General features: G+C 39.8%; 15 protein-coding genes and 1 tRNA gene. 11 read left to right on the top strand and 5 right to left on the bottom strand.

What is annotated here, in order from left to right:
• Positions 1–10: 10 nt before the first annotated feature.
• Positions 11–4,390, top strand: coding sequence for a translocation/assembly module TamB domain-containing protein (locus AAW12_RS12455; RefSeq protein ID WP_156167634.1), 4,380 nt, complete (start codon positions 11–13; stop codon positions 4,388–4,390).
• A gap of 285 nt (positions 4,391–4,675) precedes the next feature.
• Here AAW12_RS12455 and AAW12_RS12450 read toward each other — a convergent pair whose 3' ends face one another.
• Both AAW12_RS12450 and AAW12_RS12445 read right to left on the bottom strand, forming a co-directional pair.
• Positions 4,676–6,001 carry a trigger factor gene (locus tag AAW12_RS12450; protein WP_046673958.1) on the bottom strand — a complete coding sequence of 442 codons (1,326 nt, stop codon included), beginning with the start codon at positions 5,999–6,001 and terminating at the stop codon, positions 4,676–4,678.
• Between the two features lie 68 nt (positions 6,002–6,069).
• Positions 6,070–6,151 (bottom strand) — tRNA-Leu (locus AAW12_RS12445).
• A 149-nt stretch (positions 6,152–6,300) separates the two neighbouring features.
• Here AAW12_RS12445 and AAW12_RS12440 point away from each other — a divergent pair.
• The 5 genes from AAW12_RS12440 (at position 6,301) to AAW12_RS12420 (ending at position 11,490) form a co-directional block, all read left to right on the top strand.
• Positions 6,301–6,912 (top strand): hypothetical protein, encoded by a 612-nt coding sequence (locus tag AAW12_RS12440; protein ID WP_046673957.1) that lies wholly within the window; start codon positions 6,301–6,303, stop codon positions 6,910–6,912.
• Positions 6,909–7,211 (top strand): winged helix-turn-helix domain-containing protein, encoded by a 303-nt coding sequence (locus tag AAW12_RS12435; protein WP_046673956.1) that lies wholly within the window; start codon positions 6,909–6,911, stop codon positions 7,209–7,211. Before AAW12_RS12440 ends, AAW12_RS12435 begins: the two co-directional genes overlap by 4 nt.
• Positions 7,212–7,262: 51 nt before the next feature.
• On the top strand, positions 7,263–7,754 hold the full coding sequence (locus AAW12_RS12430; protein ID WP_046673955.1) for a hypothetical protein: 492 nt from the start codon (positions 7,263–7,265) through the stop codon (positions 7,752–7,754).
• Between the two features lie 4 nt (positions 7,755–7,758).
• Positions 7,759–9,225, top strand: a complete 1,467-nt coding sequence (gene creD / locus AAW12_RS12425) for a cell envelope integrity protein CreD (protein ID WP_046673954.1) — start codon at positions 7,759–7,761, stop codon at positions 9,223–9,225.
• Between the two features lie 180 nt (positions 9,226–9,405).
• Entirely contained in the window at positions 9,406–11,490 is a 2,085-nt protein-coding gene (locus AAW12_RS12420; RefSeq protein WP_046674031.1) for a S9 family peptidase, read from the top strand.
• Positions 11,491–11,658: 168 nt separating this feature from the next.
• On the opposite strand, the gene AAW12_RS12415 is transcribed toward AAW12_RS12420, so the two are convergent.
• Together AAW12_RS12415 and AAW12_RS12410 are read right to left on the bottom strand one after the other, a co-directional pair.
• Positions 11,659–12,606 (bottom strand): MlaD family protein, encoded by a 948-nt coding sequence (locus tag AAW12_RS12415; protein ID WP_046673953.1) that lies wholly within the window; start codon positions 12,604–12,606, stop codon positions 11,659–11,661.
• A gap of 61 nt (positions 12,607–12,667) precedes the next feature.
• The gene (locus AAW12_RS12410; protein ID WP_046673952.1) at positions 12,668–13,468 is read right to left on the bottom strand and encodes an N-acetylmuramoyl-L-alanine amidase; all 801 of its coding nucleotides are present in this window, start codon (positions 13,466–13,468) and stop codon (positions 12,668–12,670) included.
• Between the two features lie 201 nt (positions 13,469–13,669).
• Between AAW12_RS12410 and AAW12_RS12405 the strand changes: the two genes are divergently transcribed.
• The 3 genes from AAW12_RS12405 (at position 13,670) to AAW12_RS12390 (ending at position 19,310) form a co-directional block, all read left to right on the top strand.
• The gene (locus AAW12_RS12405) at positions 13,670–16,303 is read left to right on the top strand and encodes a putative LPS assembly protein LptD (protein ID WP_231585259.1); all 2,634 of its coding nucleotides are present in this window, start codon (positions 13,670–13,672) and stop codon (positions 16,301–16,303) included.
• Between the two features lie 273 nt (positions 16,304–16,576).
• Positions 16,577–17,836, top strand: coding sequence for a competence/damage-inducible protein A (locus tag AAW12_RS12395; protein ID WP_046673950.1), 1,260 nt, complete (start codon positions 16,577–16,579; stop codon positions 17,834–17,836).
• Positions 17,837–17,948: 112 nt separating this feature from the next.
• A complete protein-coding gene (locus AAW12_RS12390) occupies positions 17,949–19,310 on the top strand; it encodes a dihydrolipoamide acetyltransferase family protein (protein WP_046673949.1) in 1,362 nt (453 codons plus the stop codon).
• A gap of 62 nt (positions 19,311–19,372) precedes the next feature.
• Here the strand turns inward: AAW12_RS12390 and AAW12_RS12385 are convergent, their stop codons facing one another.
• A complete protein-coding gene (locus AAW12_RS12385) occupies positions 19,373–20,749 on the bottom strand; it encodes an MATE family efflux transporter (protein ID WP_046673948.1) in 1,377 nt (458 codons plus the stop codon).
• A 241-nt stretch (positions 20,750–20,990) separates the two neighbouring features.
• On the opposite strand from AAW12_RS12385, the gene AAW12_RS26775 reads away from it, so the two are divergent.
• The gene (locus tag AAW12_RS26775; RefSeq protein WP_046673947.1) at positions 20,991–21,512 is read left to right on the top strand and encodes a twin-arginine translocase TatA/TatE family subunit; all 522 of its coding nucleotides are present in this window, start codon (positions 20,991–20,993) and stop codon (positions 21,510–21,512) included.
• 85 nt (positions 21,513–21,597) lie between these two features.
• Entirely contained in the window at positions 21,598–23,835 is a 2,238-nt protein-coding gene (locus tag AAW12_RS12375; protein ID WP_046673946.1) for a Tex family protein, read from the top strand.
• Positions 23,836–23,993: the final 158 nt, after the last annotated feature.

The raw sequence follows: 23,993 nt of genomic DNA, 5'->3' as shown, positions 1-23,993 counted from the left end.
AATTAAAATAGTGTCAATAGTCCTTGGTAGTATATTCATTATACTGCTTGCATTGGCGTTATCACTACAGTTGAAACCGGTACAAAATTATGTTGCCCAAAAAGCTGTCGACTATTTATCCAACGAACTAAACACCAAAATAAGCCTCAAAAGCATCTATTTCAAACCTTTTAAATCTATTGTAGTAGAAGATTTTCAACTCTATAGTCCAGAGGGAAAAGAAATATTAAAATCAGGAAAGTTAGAAGCCAACGTCAACCTTTCTCAATTCATTGAATTGAACAAAATTGTGATCAACAAACTAACCATTGAAGATACCGAAGGCACTTTTGAGCAATTTCAGGACAGCTCCAATATCTCATTTTTAATCCGTTACTTTAACCCACCTAAAAAAGAAAAAAAGAAAAGTTCAAAAAAAATCATCTTCGATATAAAGGAACTGATTATTAAGAACAATACATTTAGCTATGTTAACCATAGACGTAAGCATTACAATAAAGTGGTCGATTTTGGAGATTTAGGTATTTCCAAACTTAACGCCCATTTTGATAAAATAAAAATAGATTCCAATCAAATTTCGGCGAACATAAAGACATTCAATCTGCGCGAAAAGAAAGGTCTAGTGATCAAAGGCCTTCTTGGACAAACGACAGTAAGCAAGACAAGCATTGAACTCAGCGAGCTTATGCTAGCCACCAACCGTTCTACATTCAAAAATTACATCAAGCTTAGCTACAACAGCTTTGACGATTTTTCGGACTTCATCAATAAAGTTCATGTAAAACTTCGTGCTCGGGACTCCCGTATTCACTCCGAGGATATTGCTTTCTTTTCCTCTCCTATGCACCAAGTCAAATTTGACGTGAATATCAAGCGCGCGAATTTAGAAGGAACGGTATCTTCCATCAACGCATCACAGGTCGATTTAACAATTGGAAAAAAAACCAGTTTGGCAGGTGAGCTGCAGATTATCGGTCTACCAGATATTGACAAAACTAAATTTATTGTTCCCAGTGTAGCAATTTCATCTGAGCATAAAGACTTAAATGCCGTTATTAGCGATCTCGGAAATCTAAAAAATTTTAAACTCCCTGAAATTGTCCAGATATTCGACAAATTTTCATTCAAAGGTAGCCTAAATGGGTTCTACAATAAATTTAAGACCAAAGGAGTATTCACGACTGCGATCGGTAATGTTGAGGCGGACGCCTTATTGGATATCAAGAAGGAAATAAAATATGCAGGCAGTTTTCAATCTAAAAAGTTCGATGTAGGTAGGATAACAAAACTAAAAGATCTGGGAACTACAGGCTTCAACCTACAGGTTGACGGAACAGGTACCGACCCCAAGAAACTGAGCTTAAAGATAAAAGGAGATCTCAGTAATTTCAATTTCAAGAATTACAGCTATCAACGTATACAGATTGAAGGAAATACAGCTAAACAGTTAGTTCTTGCTTCAGGGCAAATATATGATCCAAATGTAAAACTACAGTTTACCACAGATATCGATTGGTCTAACAAACCCAACTATCACCTGGATGCTGATATCCAACAAGCGAATCTAAAAAAACTTAACTTCTTTCAGGGAGATTCCATCAATATTATTAACACAAAATTCCATACCAGTTTAATTGGGGACAACATCAATAATATTACCGGTGAATTTAAATCAGACAGTGTCAATTTCACTTCCTCTAAGGGTCAATTCGTCATTCGCGATATCAATTTCCTTGCCGAAGGAGATGAAAATGCACGCTCCCTTACCTTGCAGTCGGCTATCGGACACATTGATCTTAAAGGAAGAATAGACCTCAATACCATCGTTCCTTATTTTAAAGCTTTAGCTATGCGCTACGCTCCGGCAATCGGGTTTGAAAACAACATTTTTAATCGCCAGGACTTTGACCTGAATATTAATATAACTTCTTTTAAACCGATCGCAACATTCTTCCGAAAGGACATTGCTTTAGACAGCGGCGCTACACTCAATGCAAAATTTGAAAGTGAAAAACAAACGGCCAGTTTTAATTTTTACGCACCCGAATTCAAATACAATGGTATTCGACTAACTCATCTGATTGTGGATCAAAATGCCAATTTGAAAAATATGGAATTGCAGACCTCCATCGATCGCATCAATTTCACCGACAGTACCTATATTAAAAACGTCAATATTTCAAATACCTTGGCAAACGACAGTTTACAATTTAACATCAAAATGTCGGAACTTGAAGCAAGCAATAGTCTGGATCTTAATGGCGTTATACGCTTTGCCCATGCCAAACCTGCTTATATCAATTTCTACCCATCGAATATCTTAATTAATAGAGAGCGGTGGCTTGTCAATAATGATGCGCAATTGAAAATATCGAAAGGAAAATGGTACTTTGAAAAACTGACGCTGAGTCACGACGAACAAAAAGTTCATATCGATGGCATCCTGTCCAACGAAGTCAGTGATCAGATCAATCTCAAATTTCAGGACTTTAATCTGACGTCCTTAAATGGTATTACCAAGCCACATGGCATCAATCTGTCCGGCAACTTAAACGGAAATATTGAAGTTAATTCTGTATTCAAAGCTCCATTTGTTGTAGCCAATATAAAAACTTCACCTATCCTCTATAACAATATTCCAATCGGCTCATTAGTACTGAATGCAAATTACGATCCCGAAAATCAATTGGTTAAACTAGATAGTAAAATAGAAGAAGGCAACAAATTGATTCAGTTACAAGGTTCCTATAACCATCTAAGCGAAAACAATAAGCTTAATCTCAAAGCTAAACTCGTAAACACAGATGTGTTTGTTTTCCAGCCCTTTTTACGAAGCCTGGTATCCAATATTCAGGGCAAGGTCAATGCAGACCTCGATATCGAAGGCGATATCCTGAACCCCAAAATTACAGGTTCCGGAAAATTGGATAATGCTTCGATGGTTATCAATTACCTCAAAACACCCTACCGACTTTCTGACGAAATTGCGGTTACCAATAACCGAATTTTTCTCACAGGGCTAAAAGTATACGATCCCAAAAACAATATAGCAACCATTGATGGCGTTGTAGATCTCAACAAACTGAGTGATCCCGATATCGATGTTACTGCAGAGACGAAGAATTTCCTGGTATTAAATACCACAATAAAGGACAATAATGTATATTATGGCACTGCTTACGCTTCGGGCACTTTTCAGTTTAAAGGACTAACGTCTGCCATGAATATCAATATACGGGCTAAATCCGAAGAAAACACCGTTATTAATATTCCCTTTAATAGTGCCAGTACAATATCAGATACGGACTTTATCTACTTTATTGAGAAAGACTCGACCAAAACGAAGAAAAACGTTAAGAAACGAGATTTCAACGGTCTGACGATGAATATGGACCTTTTGATCAACCCGAATGCAGAAATAAATCTATTCTCCAGTATGGGCGAATTATCGGGAAGGGGAAATAGCAATCTCAATATGCGGATATCTTCTTTGGGAGATTTTGAAATGTTTGGGGATTTTATCATAAACAGCGGAAAATTCAATTTCACCGCTCAAGATTATATCAACAAGATTTTTGATCTCAAAGAAGGCGGAACAGTACGATGGGCGGGAAACCCAACAGAAGCGAATATTAATATCAATGCCATCTACCAACAAAGAACAAGCTTAGCGCCGTTGTATAATGCAGCAGGCCGGGAAGAAAACCCCGAGCGTGTATTGGCACAGGCCGACATGATCCTAAAAGGGCAGTTAAGTCAGCCGGAAATCACGTTTGACATCAACTTTCCACAAAACCCTGGAGTTAAGGATGAACTGCAGGGATACTTTTCAGATGCCAACAATGTCAATCAACAGGCGCTTAGTCTGATCGTGAGACGAAGTTTTACACCTGGCACACAGACAGACTTTGGTAAAGAAGTCAATAACACCTTGCTATCTGCAGGAACTGAAATAGCATTCAACCAAATCAACAACATCATAGCCCAATCGCTCAACATCAATTTCTTTGATATTAATATCAAATCTTTAAATGACGCATCCGCCTCACTTCGTCTATTCAACGACCGACTTGTTTTGACAGGCGGTATCTCCGACCGTAGAAGTCAGGCACTAACAGATTTAAATGTATTTTCAGATCGCGTCTCAACCGATGCCGAGGCTATGTTTTATTTGAGAAAAGATGGACGTTTGGTCCTCCGGGCTTCCAATCGCCTAAATACACGTAACTTTCTTCTTAGCCCCAACGACGGCGAATACATCAGTGCTTTCGGGTTACTCTATCGGCAGGAATTTAACACCTTCTCAGAATTCCTAAAAAGGCTATTCCCTTTTGGTAAGAAGACGATTACAACAGCTCCTGTTGAAACAAAGAAAAGCAAGGTCAATTAACTTTTCCGAATAGTCCCTTTACGATTTCAACAGATCACTTCCAACTCTAGCAGACCGCTTTCAATGCTCGCTTCCACCTCTTATCCCAACCGCATTGTCCCTATCCTGAGCTCCACCTCGATTCTGCCAGTAGACCTTTTCCAGCGTCATATAACTTCCTATACAGGCGATCTGTGGATGAGCTGAACAACTATAAACGAATAGTGTATAATCCGCTACCGGACTGCAATAAAAAAAGTCCCTCCAAATAAATGGAAGGACTCTTTTTTTATTTAAAAAATTCGCTTATGCTAATTTCTCGAATTCTTTGTATTCAATGTCCGTAGCATTCAATTTCACTAAACCTTTCAAGTGATCAAATACTTTTAAAGCTTTAGCTTCTTCGAACAAACGATTACCTTGCTCTCTATCTTGCAACAATTGAATTGCAAATTGGTTCAACTGCTCATCAGAAGGCTCTTCGTTGATGTTATACATCTTGATTTGCGCGTAGATACGTTCTTTTGCTAAATTGATAACTTCATCATATTTAACTTCAAGACCATTTTCAGTAACAACGCGGTTTTCGATGATTGTCCATTTCAAGTTGTTCAAGAAGTCAGCAAAACCTTCGTTCAATTCTTCTTCAGAAATGCTTGGGTTAGTTGCTTTCAACCATCTTTTCAAGAATTCTTCAGGGAAAGAAACATCAACTTTCTCCATACCAAAAGTATACATATCATTACGTAATCTTTGATCTGAATTTTGTTTGAATAAGTTCTCAACTTCTTCTTTCACTTTTTCTGTGAATTGAGCTTCTTCCGTTACTTCACCTTCTGCGAATAATTTATCGAAAAATTCTTGGTTAAGATCAGCTTCCTCTAAACGGTTGATATTCTTAACAGTCAATTCAAATTTAGTAACGTCTAAAGCAGTTGCTTCCTCTTCAGTGATACCTAAGATACGTGCTAAATCTTCAGTTTTGAATGCTTTTTTAACATCAATCTTAACAACATCGTCCTTTTTAAGACCAACCAATGATTTTTTGATCTTAGCATCTTCTACGATATCTGTACGAATAGAAGTTGTTTTTTCTAGACCTTCCTCTTTATCTTGTTTCAATGTTGCATACAATACATCACCTTCTTCAGATACTTCTGGATTAGTCATTTTTCCATAGCTACGACGCAAGTTCTTGATACGATCTGCCAATGTCTCTTCATCAGCTTTGATTTCGTACGAAGTAAATTCAGTCTCAGCAGTAAAAGGTAGTTCAAAAGCAGGAGCAAGACCAATTTCATATTTGAAGTTGAAATTGTCTTTATAATCCCAGCTGTATTGTGCATCATCTTCCAAAGGAAGTGGTTGACCTAAAACTTCTAATTTATTCTCAGCAATATAATTGGTGATTTTCTCATTCACTAATTTATTGATCTCATCAAATAAAATAGATTTACCATAAGTACGTCTGATATGTCCCACTGGAACTTGACCTGGACGGAACCCTGGTAATTTTGCTTTTTTAGCTTGCGCTTTAATCTCTTTGTCGACTTGAGGATTATAATCTTCAGGTGCTAATGCGACGTTGACTACCGCATTGATTGCATCTACATTCTCGTGTGAAATATTCATACTCTTTTTAGCTATATCGCATTCATAAAAAAATCCTCCCGAGGTTTTAAGTTCGGGAGGACATCAAGTGCGGAAGAAGGGACTCGAACCCCCACGCCTTGCGGCGCCAGATCCTAAGTCTGGTGCGGCTACCAATTACGCCACTTCCGCATTAGGATTTCTTTTGATGCCACAAAGATAGAAACCAAACCTATATCCTGCAAGTATTTTCTACTCTTTTTTTTATTTTTTTTCAATATTCTCCCAACCCCTTGCATAATTCATTATTATTCATTTACTTTGAATATCAAAGTACTTTTATGGAACAGAAAGATTTATTTAGAGAACTTGGACAGATCAGATCATTAATGGAAAAATCGTCCAAATTTGTTTCAATAAGCGGATTATCAGGTGTACTCATGGGCTGTTATGCTTTGCTGGGAACGCTATTGGAATACTATATTCTACATCAACCCGAAAGTACCGCGCTACTCTTGGGCGAAAATCTGAATAAGCCCCTACTGTCTTTAATGATTGCGCTCATCGTCCTCTTATCATCCCTGGTGACCGGCTGGCTAATGGCACGTAAAAAGGCGAGAAGAAATAAGCAGTCGATTTGGAACATTACAAGCAAATCTCTTTTATTTGCAGTTTCAATCCCCTTACTAACGGGTGGCATGATATCCTTATTGTTTTTTGTCCAAGGCTACTACCAGCTGATTGCTGCTATGCTGCTGATCTTTTATGGACTAGCACTGACTGCAGGGAGCATCTATACCTTTGCCGAAGCAAAAGGCCTGGGTATACTGGAAATCTGCCTGGGTTTGATTGGCATATGTTTTCCAGAAAACGGATTACTATTGTGGGGATTGGGATTTGGTGTGTTACACATCATCTATGGTTTTATCGTTTACAAAAAGTACGAATCGTGAAATTAGATCTTTCCCTATATGACAAAATATTTGAAAACAGAGTTCGCCTCCAAATTATGAGTGTTCTCGCTGCCAATGAAGAATATGATTTTAATTCATTGAAAGAATTGTTGGATGTAACCGACGGTAACCTTGCTTCCAACCTAAAAACGTTGGAAAAAGAGGAATACATTAGTGTCGAAAAAAGCTTTGTAGACCGGAAGCCGAACACCCGATACAAAAGAACGACAAAAGGACTTAAAGCCTTTGAGAATCACCTTATTGCACTTGAAAATTTAATAAAACAACAATACAAATAATTTTTTTATTCATTTACTTTGAAAATCAAAGTACTTTTAAAACATGATTAAATGAAAGGAATTCGATTAAAACTGATGCTGCACCTCTACAATTGGTCTTCTAAAGTATATGCAGACATCTTTAAATGGAACAAAAAAGCTTGGGGAATATCTAAGGCAGATTTTATGACCTACCCCGTTGGTAGCATCGGCCATAATCTGGGGCTCTTTTATGAAAGTAAGGGTTTTGATGTCATGCCCAAACTGGAAAATCACGATGTATTTCATATCCTGACTGAAACCGGAACAGAGATACAAGATGAAATCGCCATGCAATTCCTCTTACTTGGTAATGGAAAGATCAGCCTCTATCTCATGGCAATGATTTTTATTGGCGGAATCTTATTTCCCGAGCATTTCGGCTATTATAAAAGACATTTTCAGAAAGGTCGATCGCTCCAAAACTTTCATCATTTAGAATTTAAAGAAATCCTTCATTGGCAATTAACGGAGCTTCAAATTGCCTTATACAGTAAAAACATTCAAATAAATTTAAACAACTAAAACCATGGACTACAACAATTCATCACCGATAGAGCAATCCTCATTTTTTGAGAAAATCAGTAATTCCACTGTCCTAAAGTTATTTGTCATTTTCTTTCTTTCCTTGATATTGCTCATTCCACTTTCATTAATAAGCGATCTAATCGAAGAACGGAAAAATAGGGAACAGGAAGTTTCTGGCGGTATTGCATTAAACTGGGGAAAGGAGCAGGTTATTTCCAGTCCCGTGTTAGCTATCCCTTATCGCGAGACTATCTCACTTTCTACCGAAAAAGCCGAAAAATCTAACCTTAGAGAAGAGCTAAAATGGATATTTATCTTACCCAAAACATCCAATATCACAACCGATATAACGCCACAGCATCTCTCTAGAGGTATTTATAATGCTGTAGTTTACAACAGCAGCATCACATTAGATGGTTCTTTTGACAAAATATCCCTAGAAAAACTCGATATTCCGCATGAGCAAATTGACTGGAAAGGCAGCAAGCTTATTTTCGGTATCCAGGACTTTAAAGGTTTAGGCAAGCGTCCATCCTTAAATTGGGATGGAAACGAGTTAACTTTCGACCCAGACTTCAATACTCTCAAATTATTTACGCAAAATTTAGTCTGTCCTGTACCTTTGGATCCGCAGAAAACGGACAATCGTTTCAAGATAAAACTAAGTCTAAAAGGATCCAAATCATTGAATTTTCTTCCGTTGGGTGATCAGACAAATATCCAGGCTAAGGGTAACTGGGCTAATCCAAGTTTCACAGGTGCATTCTTACCGGGGAAACGTAATACCGAAACATCCAATTTTTCGGCTTCCTGGGAAATCCCTTCTTTCAGTCGGAAGCTGCCACAACAATGGACAGGCGATGCCCGTCCGATCTTTCAGTTCGATAACAACCTCGAAAATGGAAATGAGGGCAATGAGCAAAAAGCAGCACAAACCGTCAGCACTACAATTGCCTCTGCAAATAACCTATTGGATAACGCAGACATGATTACAATTAACTTCCTACCAGATATCAACAACTATCAAAAAACAACACGGGTCGCCAAATATGGTATTTTAGTTATCATCTTGACCTTTACTTCGCTCCTATTCACCGAGGTGATCAAGAAAAAACGGATCCATATCATCCAATATATTCTGATTGGAGCAGCGATGGTTCTTTTCTATACATTGCTGCTCGCGCTATCCGAGCATATTGGATTTAATCTAGCTTACTTAACGGCTTCCGTCGCTACAGTTATGCTGATTGGCAGTTTCATTAAATCAATTACCAAAGACCAGAAATCGGCGCTATTGCTGAGTTCTATTCTGGCTTTATTTTATCTTTTTATCTATATCCTCATGCAACTTCGGGATTATTCCCTTATCGCCGGAACAATTGGCATCTTTATCATTTTGGCGATTTTGATGCGCGTTTCAACAAAAATAAACTGGTATCAATTTGATAATAGCCATGTGGATCAATAAACAACATCTTCGACTTTATTGGGTATTAATTCAGATACTATTAAAAAAATAAGGATTTACAATTCTAATAAGCCATTTCTAAATGAAAGAGATGGCTATTTTTTTACTCGACTTAGCATTTATGACCAAATTCTGTAACTTGCGAAGAAATTTTTCAGCGGCATAGATATGTTTAAACAGATGAAAAAACTTACAATACTTACATTAGCGATTATTATGGCGTGTACCCTAAGCAATGCGCAAGAAAGCAAAGACGGAAAAAATAACTCCAAATTAGTGTCGGAATCGCCACAACCGATCAACCCAACTACACTTTGGGACCTTGGCCGTGTTTCGGCCGAAGGACTTTCTGCAGACGGCAAAACATTGGTATACGGTGTTTCCAATTATGATCTGGAGAGCAATTCAAGTGAAAAAAATCTCTATACAGTTTCACTCACAAACGGGACTGGCAGTCAGTTCACAGACCAAAAAGGTGGTGAAACAGTCGTTCAGATCGAACCAAATGGCGACGTCATTTATTTGTTAAAGGGGCAGTTATGGAAGAAGAACCTATCTAAGGGTGAAGCAGTTCAATTGACGAATGGTGATATTGCCTTAGAAAATGTCAAATTTTCGCCCGACGGCAAGCAAATACTCTTCAGCCAGTCCGTGCTCGTAAAAAAATACCACAGCACGGATAAATATCCCGAACTACCAAAGTCGGACGCTTATATCTATGACAACTTAGACTACAGACATTGGGATACCTTCAATGATGGCAAATTCAGTCATCCTTTTGTGGCGAGTTATATTGATGGTAAAGTTGGCGAGCCGGTAGACCTATTAAAGGATCAAGCTTTCTACAGCCCTCAGGCACCATTTGGTGGCGCAGAAGATTTTGCCTGGTCTCCCGATAGCAAGGCAGTGCTCTATGTCTGTAAAAAGAAATTCGGAACAGATTATGCTGTCAGTACCAATACCGATATTTATCGCTATGATCTCGCTAGCGGAACGACGTCTAACCTGACAGAAGGAATGAATGGGTATGATACAGCCCCAACCTATTCTCCCGATGGGAAAAGCCTAACTTGGCTCAGCATGAAGACCGATGGTTATGAATCGGACAAAAATGACATCATGCTATTTGATAAGAATAGCTCGATTCGACTTAACCTAACAGCACATTGGGATGGTACCGTCAATAGTTTTATCTGGAGCAGCGACAACCGGAAAATCTATTTTACAGCTGCAACGAAAGGCACAGTTCAATTATTTGAACTTGAAGTACCGACCAATATCAAAGCTAAAAGTTTACCAAAAATACATCAAATTTCAGAAGGTGACTTTGACATCACTGGTATTGTAGGCCAAGTAGCTGACAAATTAATCGTTAGCTCGACAAAGTTTACCCGTGCAACAGAAATCTTCAGCTTTGATCTAAAAACCAAATCTTTAATTCCGGTCACTAAAGTCAACGATGCAAAATATGCAAGCATCAGCGAAAACAAAATTGAGAAACGTATCACAAAGGCATCCGATGGAGCCAATCTGTTTTCATGGGTAATCTATCCGCCAAGCTTTGACCCTGCAAAAAAATATCCAACCATACTTTACTGTGAAGGCGGCCCTCAATCTGCTCTGACGCAATTTTACTCCTTCCGTTGGAATTTACAATTGATCGCATCACAAGGCTATATTGTCATCGCTCCAAACCGCAGGGGTATGCCTGGCTGGGGCGTTAAATGGAATGAAGCCATTTCTCAGGACTGGGGCGGTCAGCCAATCCGGGATTACTTGGCAGCGATAGACGATATCTCCAAAGAATCCTATGTAGATACAACTCGTCGCGCGGCGATTGGAGCTAGTTATGGTGGGTACTCGGTTTATCAGCTAGCTGGCGTGCATCAAAACCGTTTCAAAACGTTTATTGCGCACAATGGTTTATTCGACATGAGAAGCTGGTACGGCACCACAGAAGAACTCTTTTTCGCCAACCACGAACTGGGTGGAGCGTACTGGGATAGCAAAAATGAGAAATCCTATACCGCATTCAACCCCATTGAAAAAGCAAATAATTGGCACACGCCAATTTTAATCTTTCAAGGCGGAAAAGATTATCGTGTTCCAATCGGACAAGGGTTAGCGGCATTCCAATTGGCTCAACTCAAAAAAATTAAGAGCCGCCTGGTCTACCTACCGGATGAAAATCACTGGGTACTGTCAGGACAAAACGCACAAGTTTGGCAAAGAGAATTCTTTACCTGGCTTAAGGAAACTTTATAACGAGGCGTGCAAAATCCGCTTGTAAAATCATGTATTTTCGCAACTGACAAAGTCGACCTTCACCTGTTTAAATTCCAAAAAGCGTTACTCAGGGAGTGGACATATAAAAACAAAAAGCCTGCAATATGCAGGCTTTTTATGTATCCTATTTGATCTGATTGCTGAAATCTATTTCTCGCCTTTTTTTCCAAAGATGGAAAGTTTGATATATTTCCCAGGTTTCTCTTTCACATCCTTCATCAAATTATCCATTTCCTTTGAAGCATTATTGAGATTATTGTATAACGCTTCGTCATTTAACAATAAACCAATAGATCCTTTACCACTATTGATTTTTCCCGTGATCTCCTGAAAATCATTGACTGCGGCATTTACTTTGTTCATGGTATGTTCAAAATCCAATCGGGCGGCCTTATCGGTAATATTATTCAGATTAGACATGATCGCATTGATTTTCTCGCCATTTTGTGAAAAATTGGATGTAATTGATTCGAGATTGGCCATGATTCGATTGAGCCTCCCCTTTTCATCCCCCACTAGACCTTCGACATCTTTGGTGATGCCTTCTACATTTTTCAAAGAAGTGGAAATACTATGAATACTTCTTTTAAAGTCATCCTGAAACTGTTTGTCTAAGACATTATTGACAACCGATAACGTTGAATCCAGTTTAATGGTAATTGTTTCGATCCGTTTTTGAATAGGTTCAACCTTATCCATAATATTCGGTTGGACACCCGATGCTAAAAAGTCCCCATCCTTTGCCAATTCCTTACTGTTGCCCATTTCGAAAACAATGGCCTTACTGCCCAACAAATCTGTGCTTGAAATCCGCGCAATTGTATTCTTTGGAACATCATAATGGGAATGTATTTTGAACTCTGTCTTAATTTTGCCATCAGGTAGGAGAATCATTTTTGATACACGACCGATTTGATAACCATTTACTAAAACAGGTTTTGATGGAGTTAGGCCATCGACAGCTTCATAAGTTGTGTAATATGTGTTGTCGCTGCTAAAAACATCATTTCCTTTTAGAAAGCTATAGCCAATAAATAATAAAACTATCGCAACTGTTGCTAATATGCCGACTTTTGTCTCGTTTGAAATTTTCACAAATAATCTATTTAGTAATGATCATTAATTTAAGTTTAAAACAGCATAAAAGCAAATCTGTTTAGCGTTCTACAGAATTTTTATAAATTTTCAGAGCCGAAACTAAATTATTGACAATTTCCTGTTGACCTTCATCAGACAATAGGTAGCTCTCTTCTTCTCTATTACTAATAAAGCCAATTTCTGTAAGCACAGCGGGCATACCTGCTTCAGCCAATACAGCTAAGCCTTTCTCCCAGAATCCTCTACTATATCGCCCTGCCTTCACATACTCACCTTCAATCATCTGCGCCAGACGAATACTTTTTTCACGGAATCGGTTTTTCATCAAGGAGAAGATGATAGCACTTTCAGGGTCTTTTGGATCAAATCCTTGATAATTTTCTTTATAGTTTGATTCCAGTAACAAGGACGCATTTTCACGAACTGCAGCATCTTGCTGTCCCAAACGATGCGAGCCAGAGACCAATGTTTCGGTACCATGTGCGCTAGCACCACTGGAATTACAGTGTATTGAAATAAATAAATCTGCTTTATTGGCATTCGCCAAGCGAATACGTTTGTAAAGCTCAACAAATTCATCCGTCGTTCTCGTGTAGATAATCTTGATACCCGGAATATCTTTCTGAATCTGCTTTCCCAATTTTAACGCAACTTCAAGGGCTACATTTTTCTCCAACGATCGCCGCCCTTGTGCTCCGGTATCTTTACCACCATGGCCCGCATCAATTACAATCGTTTTTATTTGGTAGTCTGGAGGCACTGCTTGCCCATTGTTTAATGTGAAAGAATTCAATAAAAAAAATCCCAAAGTAGCGAACACAACGCTACACCATTTTCTAATTCTTAAATCTGATTTCATTGAATAATTATTTGCTCTACTATAAACGAATCAAAATGCGTCAATATTATTTCTTTAATAGATAACGATATTTAACATATTTTCTATTGCTTTTTTGACTAATTTTGTCTCTCGAAGTTTAACATTATTTCACAAAAATAACATTTGTCTTTAATTTTGAAGTCGTTAATCAACATTTTAACACTATTTATCATTCTTGCAATGAGCAATGCTAGCTTTGCTCAAAGTAATATTCCATTAAAACAGAACGGACTTCAAGGTAAAGATCCTATTTCGGCGACCAATAAATCGCAAGATACGAGTAAATCGAAAACTGCAGATACGACCAAATCTGTAAACGATACAACCAAGAAAAAAGGGAGTGGCTTGCAGGCCGAAGTGAGCATTATTGCGGTTGACTCGCAGAAATCTGAAGTTGCCAAGAATATCAGTCACCTTTATCGCGGAGCAAAAGTAAAGTACCAAGATTTTGAACTTTCTGCCGATTATATCCGTCTTGATCGAAACAAGAAACAGATTTTTGCTTCGGGGATCTACGACAAAAGTGGTAAATATGTAGGGCGTCCTATTGTCATCATGGGTAATGGTGAATCACCGAAAACAGTAGATTCACTCTACTACGATTACGAAAAGCAAGAGGGAAATACCTACGGTATTATGACCGAAGTTGATGGTGGATTTATCCAGGCCAATGTTGTTCGAAAGAATATCTACGACGAAATGTCGATTTACAAGGGATTATATAGTACCTGTAATCTACCCTATCCGCATACCCATTTTGGTATTCATATCACCAAAGGAATTGTCACTAAAAACCAGATTATTTCTGGTCCGGCCTACCTTGTCGTGATGGGTGTACCGATGCCCGTGGCATTTCCATTTGCATTTTTCCCAAAACCAGATAAAAGAGCATCCGGGTTTCTCTTCCCTTCTTTTGGAGAAGATTATACCAGAGGATTCTCCATGCGGGATATCGGTTGGTATTTGGCCTTCAACGATTACTGGGACAGTGAGATTAGAGGTTCCTTGTATTCTAAAGGTTCGTGGGAAGCTTCCATCAATACGCGCTATACCGTCAACTATAAATTTAACGGTGGTTTTAATATCCGTTACGCCAATACCAAAACAGGTATTGAAGGAACATCCAATTACGGCTCCAATAAGGATTTTAACGTCACATGGAACCATACCCAACGGCAGGAAGCCAATCCAGGAACATCTTTCTCTGCAAGTGTTAACTTTGGTACAAGTTCTTTCTTTCAAAATACCGGAACCGGAAGTACACAAAATACCTATGAAAATCTTGCCCGTAACCGTATGGGATCGTCCATCAGTTATGGAAAAGTATTTGCCGATGGTAAGGTAAACCTCACGGCCAGCTTAACGCATAACCAGGACATGGCTACACGCAGTATACAGATGAGTTTACCCAACATCAGCTTAAACGTATCCTCTTTCAATCCATTTGACAGCAAAGACCGTGTCGGTGAACAAAAATGGTATCAACGCATCAATGTCGGTTATAGTTTCCAAGCGCAAAACTCGGTCAGTACCATTGATACATTGTTGTTTAAACCAGGAGGTTTCAAAAAATTCCAAAATGGTTTCCAACACAATATTCCAATCAGTCTATCACTCAATGCTTTTAAATATTTCCAGTTCAATACCAGTGTAAACTATACCGAACGTTGGTATTTACAAAGTACACGACAAAGCATCGACAATACCGCTGCAGGTTATAAACAACGTATCGATACCGTTCAGGGATTCAATCGTGCATACGATTACTCGGTATCGACCGGACTTTCGACCAAGGTTTATGGTAATTATTTCCCTAAAATAGGTAACCTTAAGCAGATCAGGCATGTTGTTACACCGTCGATCAACTTGAACTATAGACCCGACTTTTCGGATCCAAAATATGGTTTCTATCAGCATTATAACGATCAATATGGAAACAGAAATGTATACTCAATCTTTAGCCAGGGTGTCTACGGTTCCCCTTCCGCAGGAAAATCTGCGGGGATAGGTTTTTCCATCGACAATAATATCGAAGCAAAGGTCAAAAGTAAATCTGACACCACGGATGGCGGTATGAAGAAAATCCCTATTCTTCAAGGTCTGACGTTCAGCGGAAATTACAACTTTGTAGCCGACTCGCTAAAGTTGTCCCCAATTACTTTCTCTGGCCGTACAGCTTTTTTCGACCAAAAGATGAATGTAAACTTCAACGGTACATTTGATCCCTATTCGGTCAATGAAAATGGTGTCCGTGTCAATCGCTACGCCATTAAAGATGGTAGCCTTGCGCGCCTGACAAACTTTGGTCTTTCCTTTGACTATAGTCTGAATCCTAAGGCTGCGAAATCACGTAATAACAATATTGATTCTTTAAGAAAAGAAATGACAGGAGCGGGTATGACTCCCGAACAGGCACAAGCCTTAGCTCGAATCAGCTCAGATCCAAACGCATTTGTGGACTTTAACATCCCATGGAACCTTGCGGCATCGTTCAGTTTCAATATGGCAAAATCGTTCAACTCCAGTACACGAAGAATGCAGAGCCAGATCACAAGCACATTGAATTTACATGGCGACTTCAGTGTTACGCCAAAATGGAAAGTCACCTTTCAATCGGGGTACGATTTCAAACAGAAGGAAGTGGTCATGACCTCTTTCAATATCTATCGCGATCTGCATTGTTGGGATATGTCATTTGGCTGGATGCCTTTTGGGCGGTACCGAAGCTACAACGTTACTATTCGTGCTAAGGCTTCAATATTACAAGATCTTAAGCTCACCAAAAGAGCCAGTTCAGGAGGCAGTTATTTTTAAAATAGCTGCCTTTTTTTTGAAATGCTGTATCTTTATTGAGCAGCAAAACCTTCAGTTTCTTAAAAAAACTTCTTCCATCAAATAACAATTTAACATTTCGTTGAGCCGCAATTTTATGTAAGTTTATATGCTGAATCTTCGGGTATTGAATGTTCATTTTTTAGGCTCCGGCGCATGGACATCTTAACGCGAAAAGATTGAGAAAATCCAACACGATACATACCAACATGTGTATTTTTCAACGTAGGGATGTGTCGCATAATTATTTTAAAGATGAAAGCAGAGATTATTACCATAGGCGATGAGATTCTCATCGGTCAGATTATTGATACCAATTCAGGCTGGATTGCCAAACAACTGCTCCAATTCGAAGTCGATATCGTTCAAATGACATCGATCCCTGATACAGAAGAGGCTATTTCAACGACATTGAAAGAGGCTTCAACTCGGGCAGATCTTATTTTAATCACTGGAGGTCTGGGCCCGACGAAAGATGATGTGACAAAAAAAACGGCCGCAGCATATTTTGGAACCACCTTGATCCGCGATGAGCATGTACTTCGGCATGTGACAAACATATTTGAATCGCGCAATCTAAAGATGCTCGACATTAATCTACAGCAGGCCGATGTTTTAGCAAATTGTGAGGTCCTATTTAACAACTATGGCACTGCGCCCGGCATGCTGGTCCATCAGGACCAAAAAAGGTTTATTTTTATGCCTGGCGTGCCCTTTGAGATGAAATTTCTGATGGAAAAACATGTGCTACCCTTATTAGCCCAACAGGATCCTGACTTATTTATCTGTCACGAGACCATTTTGGTTGGCGGAATCGGAGAATCTTATTTGGCAGAAGAAATAGAGGATATCGAAGCAGAACTTCCTTCCAGCATAAAATTGGCCTATCTACCAACCCTGGCCTTTATCCGATTGAGACTCTCCGGAAAAAGCAGGAATAAATCTGACATTATGCTCCAGGTTGCCCTTTTTAAAACAAAGCTACTCCATCGTTTACAACACTATGTCATCGCGGACTATGACACAAGCATCGAGCCCTATCTGATTAAAGAGCTTGGCCGCCGAGGTGCGACATTAACGACCGCGGAAAGTTGTACCGGGGGTAGCCTCGCCGCTTCAATAACCGCTGTAGCGGGAAGCAGCACGATATTCCTTGGTGGTACCATCCCCTACTCCAACGCGTTAAAACAACAATTGTTGAACGTCGAGGAAGAAACACTAATCCAATATGGAGCAGTAAGTGAGCAGACTGCTATCGAAATGGCTTCCGGTTCAAAAAAGGCATTTTCTTCCGACTATGCTATTGCGACAACTGGAATAGCGGGGCCAGGTGGTGGAACAGCTGAGAAACCAGTTGGCACTATTTGGGTGGCTGTTGCCGGGAAAAAGGAAATTTTAACCAAGAAGTTTCAATTTGATAACGACAGACTGATCAACATCGAACGTACCCGTATGAATGCTTTATTACTGCTATGGAAGTTGCTTGTAAAAGAAAAAGAACAGGATACACAATAGAGTAAAATAATATTTCAAAAAAAACGTTATTTAAGGAATAATATTTTAAATTGTTGAAAGTAAACCACAATTTATTTAACTTCGTTTTTCTATAACGAGATTGCTAAAAAATATGGCTTTATATAAACTCTTGCTCCCAAAAATGGGAGAAAGTGTATCCGAGGCAACAATCACAAAATGGTTAAAACAACCTGGTGACCTGATTGATGAAGATGACACTTTATTGGAAATTGCAACTGACAAAGTTGATTCAGAGGTACCTTCCCCTGTAAAAGGTGTTTTAAAAGAGCATTGCTATACCGTAGACCAGACTGTCCAAGTTGGTGAAGTCGTTGCAATTATAGAAATTGAAGGCGAAAATGAAGAACCTGCGATTCAAGCACAAGAAAATATCGCTCCTTCAGCGGCAACTCCCGAAGAAATCATAGCATTGAACATCCCAGGTGTAGACCAGCTGCCCAATGTAACGGCTGAAATTCCATCTTCTTCATACGAAAATACCCTTCGCTTCTATTCACCTTTAGTGAAAAATATCGCACGCCACGAAGGATTGTCCCAGGATGAACTTGACCGTATCCAGGGTACCGGAGCAGAGGGAAGAGTGACTAAGGAAGATATTTTAACGTATGTATCGCATCGGGATTCATCCTCAAAATCGACAAAAGCCATTCCGGCAGAGCACACGAATACGAGCACGGGCATGGGTACGGAATCTCCAAAAATAACCTCCAGCGCTCCGTCGCATGTTCACACCGTTGCCAATGGCAGTGATGAAATCATTGAAATGGACCGTATGCGGAGATTGATAGCGGACCATATGGTCAAAAGCGTACAGACCTCTCCCCATGTATGTTCTTTTGTTGAGGCAGATGTTACCAATTTAGTTTTGTGGCGCAATAAAGTTAAAGATGCCTATAAAAAACGCGAAGGAGAAAACATCACGTTTACCCCTTTGTTTATCGAGGCTATTAGCAAGGCACTCAAAGATTTTCCATTGGTCAATATATCGATCGACGGTTACAATATCATCAAGAAGAAAAACATCAATATTGGTATGGCGGCAGCATTGCCTAATGGTAATCTCATCGTTCCGGTCATCAAAAATGCGGACCAATTAAGCTTAGTCGGGTTGAGTAAAAGTGTCAACGACCTCGCACAACGGTCACGGGCGAATAAATTGAAGCCTGACGATACCCAAGATGGTACATTCACATTCACCAATATCGGCGCTTTCGGTAATATTATGGGAACGCCTATCATTAACCAACCGCAAGCTGCAATCTTGGCTGTCGGTACCATTACGAAAAAACCAGCGGTCATAGAAACAGAGTATGGCGATATGATTGGTATTAGACATATGATGTATCTGTCACTCTCTTACGATCACCGTGCAATCGATGGTGCCCTCGGAGGTACTTTCTTAAAACGTGTGGCCGACTACCTGGAAAACTGGGATAGCAATAGAGTAATCTAGCAATCAGAATAAAAAAACGGCTCTTAACAGAGCCGTTTTTTGTATTTAGTATATACGTTTTGTTACTTAAACATACTTTGTTCGAACTGTATTTTTTTCTTCTTAATCACCAATTGAAACCGCAGGTAAAGTAAAAGCGAAGAGCTTAGCAGGCCCAGCGTTAACCCGTACCAAATCCCCTTGATACCCCAGTTAAACAAGACGCCCATGAGGTAGCCGCTTGGTAGCCCAATAATCCAATAAGCGATAAATGTGATTAGGGTTGGTATATTCACATCCCCCATCCCACGTAACACTCCCAGACCGACAACTTGGGTACCATCAAACAATTGGAAAAGGCCCGCAATAATCAACAGCTGAGAAGCAATAATCACCACGGCATGATCTGAGGTAAAGATATAAGGCAAATAATCATTCAACAGCGCGAACAAAGACGCTGTAATCACCATAAAGATCAACACCAATTGATACGACGTGATGGCAAATCGTTCGAGACGAAAAAGATTTCGATTACCATAACTATTCCCCACCTTGATTGTTGCAGCAGCAGCAATACCACTCGCCATCATATACGTCATCGCGGCCAGCTGTATGGCTACTTGATGAGAAGCTTGCGCTGTCGCACTTATGGTACCCGCCAATAAGGATGCCCCTGCAAAAGCCCCAATTTCAAATACATATTGCATAGCCACGGGTGCCCCGATACGCACGATCTTCAGCAATCGCTCCCGATCGACCTTTGTTATCTTAAAGTATTGAATATATCCTTTAAATTTCTGCGATCGCAAGACATAGGTCATCATCACAGACATCATTAACACACGGTCGATCAATGTACTGTATCCGACTCCCTTGACCCCCATTGGACTGATGCCAAACATCCCTTTGACAAAGATGATCGCCAAAATAATGTTCAATACATTCCCCCAAATAGTTACATTCATCGCTTGCTTTGTAAATCCCAGGCCTTCAGCAAATTGCTTAAAGGTGCTAAATACCATCAATGGAAGCATCGATAAACTCAGAATAAGCAAATAAGGCTTTGCCTCCTTCACCACAGCCGGATCTTGGTTGAGGTGATCGATCGCCAACATCGAACCAAAATAGACCAATGCGAATAACAAGAGTCCTGCAATAATATTTAACCAAAAGCTATTAGATAACAAAATGGCACATTCTTTTTTATTATCACGGCCATTCTCTTGCGCAATCAACGGCGTGATGCCATACGCAATCCCCAAACCAATGACCATAACAACCATAAAAACAGCATGTACCAACGAAACTGCCGCCAATGGAATAGTTCCTGCAAAATGTCCAACAATCACACTATCTGCGGTATGCACCAGCGTATGTCCCAACTGTGAGATCACCACTGGCCCCGCCAATACCATCGTACTTTTGTAATACGGTTTAAATGTTTTAAATTTTCCCAACATAATCGATTTCCCAAAAAAATAGCCACAAAAATACGAAGATATTTCCGCCCTATCGTCATATTAAAAAATATTTAGCAAAAATACAACAATTTACACCCATCAAATAACCGCACTTTATTAAGTAATTTTTATGTTTCAAATACCTTAAAATTATCTTAAATTTACTTTTGGGTCTAAGAACTATAGAAATATAAATGTACCTTAGCATCTAGTTAGTAATCAAAAGAAGAGGAAAAAGAGTATGTACAATCCAGTAATAGCATTTCTAAACATCGGAACACAAGAGATGATCTTAATTGTGTTTGCAATCTTGTTACTTTTTGGAGGCAAAAAACTTCCTGAATTGGCGAGAGGTTTAGGAAGAGGAATACGTGAGTTCAAAGATGCATCAGAAGGTATCAAACGTGAAATTTCAGATCAGATCAATAATTTCGAGAAAGACATAGACGTTAAAACAGAAGTAAAAGAAGAAACTGTTCCTAATGATGTTCGTTTGGCTGAAGAGCAAGCTCAAGCAGCACACGAAGAAGGGGCTAAGCCACAGGAAGCCGTAGAAGGTTCAGAAACAGATCAACCAAAGAAAAAATATGAATTCACAACACCTGCCGGTGTCGTCGAACATAACCCACATAAACAACCCGATTACGGCGAAGAGCCATCTCACATCACGTACGGGTATAACGATCATTTTGCTGAAACGAAAAACAACGAGGTAGAAGATAAAAAAGTTCCTGAGCAGGACAATACCAGTAAACCTGCTTAATTTTACTACTTTAGTTTATAATTAGATATACTTAGAGCTGTTGAATCGCCATTCAACAGCTCTACTTTTTAAGATTAAACCGACAATGAACTTATCAACACACGAAATTACCATTGCTAATGAGCTTTCTATTAGCGAAAAACAAGTTCGCACGACTATAGCACTATTAGACGAAGGTGCTACTGTTCCGTTTATCTCACGCTACCGTAAGGAAATGACGGGTAGTTTGGACGAAGTTCAAATCACCACGATCAGAGATCGTTTCCAGCAGCTGCGTGATTTAGATAAACGTAAAGAAGCTGTTCTTAAATCGATCAACGATCAGGGAAAATTGACACCGGAGCTTGAGCAGCAACTTTTGGGTACCGAAACCATGGCCAGTCTCGAAGATATCTATTTACCTTACAAACCCAAGCGTAAAACTCGCGCCAGTGTGGCACGTGAAAAAGGTCTGCAACCTTTAGCGGATCTTATTCTAGCACAAGAAACAGGAGATTTCCTCGCCCTTGCCGACAGTTTAATAGATGAAGAAAAAGGCGTCAAGAATACAGAGGAGGCACTGGCAGGTGCCCGCGATATCATCGCAGAGATCATTGCGGAAGATGCGACAGTGAGAGCCAAAGCGAGAGCGATCTTCCTCGAAAAAAGCACATTTGTTTCACGGGTGGTTCCCGGAAAGGAAGAAGCTGCACTAAAGTATAAAGATTATTACGAATGGTCTGAACCGTTGAAAAATGCACCTTCACATCGTGTGCTGGCCATGCGCCGCGGAGAGAAAGAGGAATTACTCTATTTAGATATCGATATCAATGAAGAAGAAATTCTACCGAGTATCGAATCCATGTATGTTAAGGGTGCCAACGATGCCGCAGCTCAGGTAAAACTTGCCTTGGTCGATAGCTACAAGCGTCTGTTAAAACCTTCTATGGAGACGGAAATTCGTGTATTGACACGTCAAAAAGCCGATGAAGAAGCCATCAAAGTTTTTGCCGACAATGTGCGTCAACTACTTCTAGCCGCTCCACTAGGGCAGAAAAGGCTGCTCGCGATCGACCCAGGATTTCGTACAGGCTGTAAAACGGTTGTTCTGGACGAACAGGGACAGCTCAAAGAAAATACGGCCATCTTTCCACATACAGGCGCCAACGGGCTTGCAGAAGCAAAAAAAACAATTCAGTATCTAGTATCAAAATACGATATCCAAGCCATCGCAATTGGCAATGGAACCGCCGGTCGTGAAACGGAAGAATTTGTACGGAAACTCGGATTAAATAACGTTACCATCGTAATGGTCAATGAAAGTGGAGCCTCTATTTATTCAGCTTCCGAAACTGCCCGTGAAGAATTTCCAGATCAAGATGTTACGGTACGCGGCGCAGTATCTATTGGTAGACGGTTGATGGACCCATTGGCTGAACTGGTTAAGATCGATCCAAAATCGATCGGTGTCGGACAATATCAGCATGATGTAGATCAAAATAAACTCCAGACTTCATTGGATGATACCGTCATCAGTTGCGTAAATGCTGTCGGTGTCGAATTGAATACGGCTTCCAAACAAATTTTATCCTACGTTTCCGGTCTTGGTCCATCCCTGGCACAACAGATCATCAAATACCGGAATGAGAACGGTCCTTTTGCCTCCAGGCGCGAACTGAAAAAAGTTCCTCGCCTTGGCGATAAAGCCTTTGAACAAGCTGCAGGCTTTCTACGCATCCGCCATGCCGCAAACCCACTGGATTCGTCGGCGGTACACCCCGAGCGTTATGCATTGGTCGAACAAATGGCCAAAGACCTTGGCAAAAAAGTAGAAGATCTATTGACTGACGCTGACTTGCGAAAATCGATCCCTTTGAAAAACTATATCTCAGAGGAAGTTGGATTACCGACATTGAATGATATTCTCAATGAATTAGCGAAACCCGGATTAGATCCAAGGGAAAAGTTCGAAGCATTCTCATTCACAGATGGCGTCAATACCATTGGGGATTTAAAAGTGGGCATGAAGCTGCCAGGAATCGTGACGAATATTACAAATTTCGGAGCCTTTGTTGATATTGGCGTACATCAAGATGGCTTGGTACATCTAAGCCAATTATCGAATCGCTATATATCGGATCCCCATGAAGTCGTCAAAGTACAGCAACACGTCATGGTAACAGTAACAGAAGTAGACGAAAAGCGTAGTCGTATCGCATTGTCAATGAAAACAGATGAAAAGCCTGCGCTACCCAAAAACAAAAAAAATGAACCTAAAAAGCAGGCCGAGCCACAAACGGATATGGCCAGCAAGCTCGCTGCATTGGCGAGTAAGTTCAAATAGATAGTTTTAACTTCCTATCGAAAAGCTGACCGTTCGCCGGACTGCCCCTCATAAAAGTGCTTAACATTTTTTGGCGGTACTGCGGCGACTGGTCAGCTTTTTTTTGATTCGATTAAATCCAATGTCCGTCATTCGTATCGCTGTTTATTTTGTATCTT

The sequence above is a fragment of the Sphingobacterium sp. Ag1 genome (genome assembly GCF_000988325.1).
Lineage (GTDB): Bacteria > Bacteroidota > Bacteroidia > Sphingobacteriales > Sphingobacteriaceae > Sphingobacterium.
This window is presented reverse-complemented; position numbering and strand designations above follow the sequence as displayed.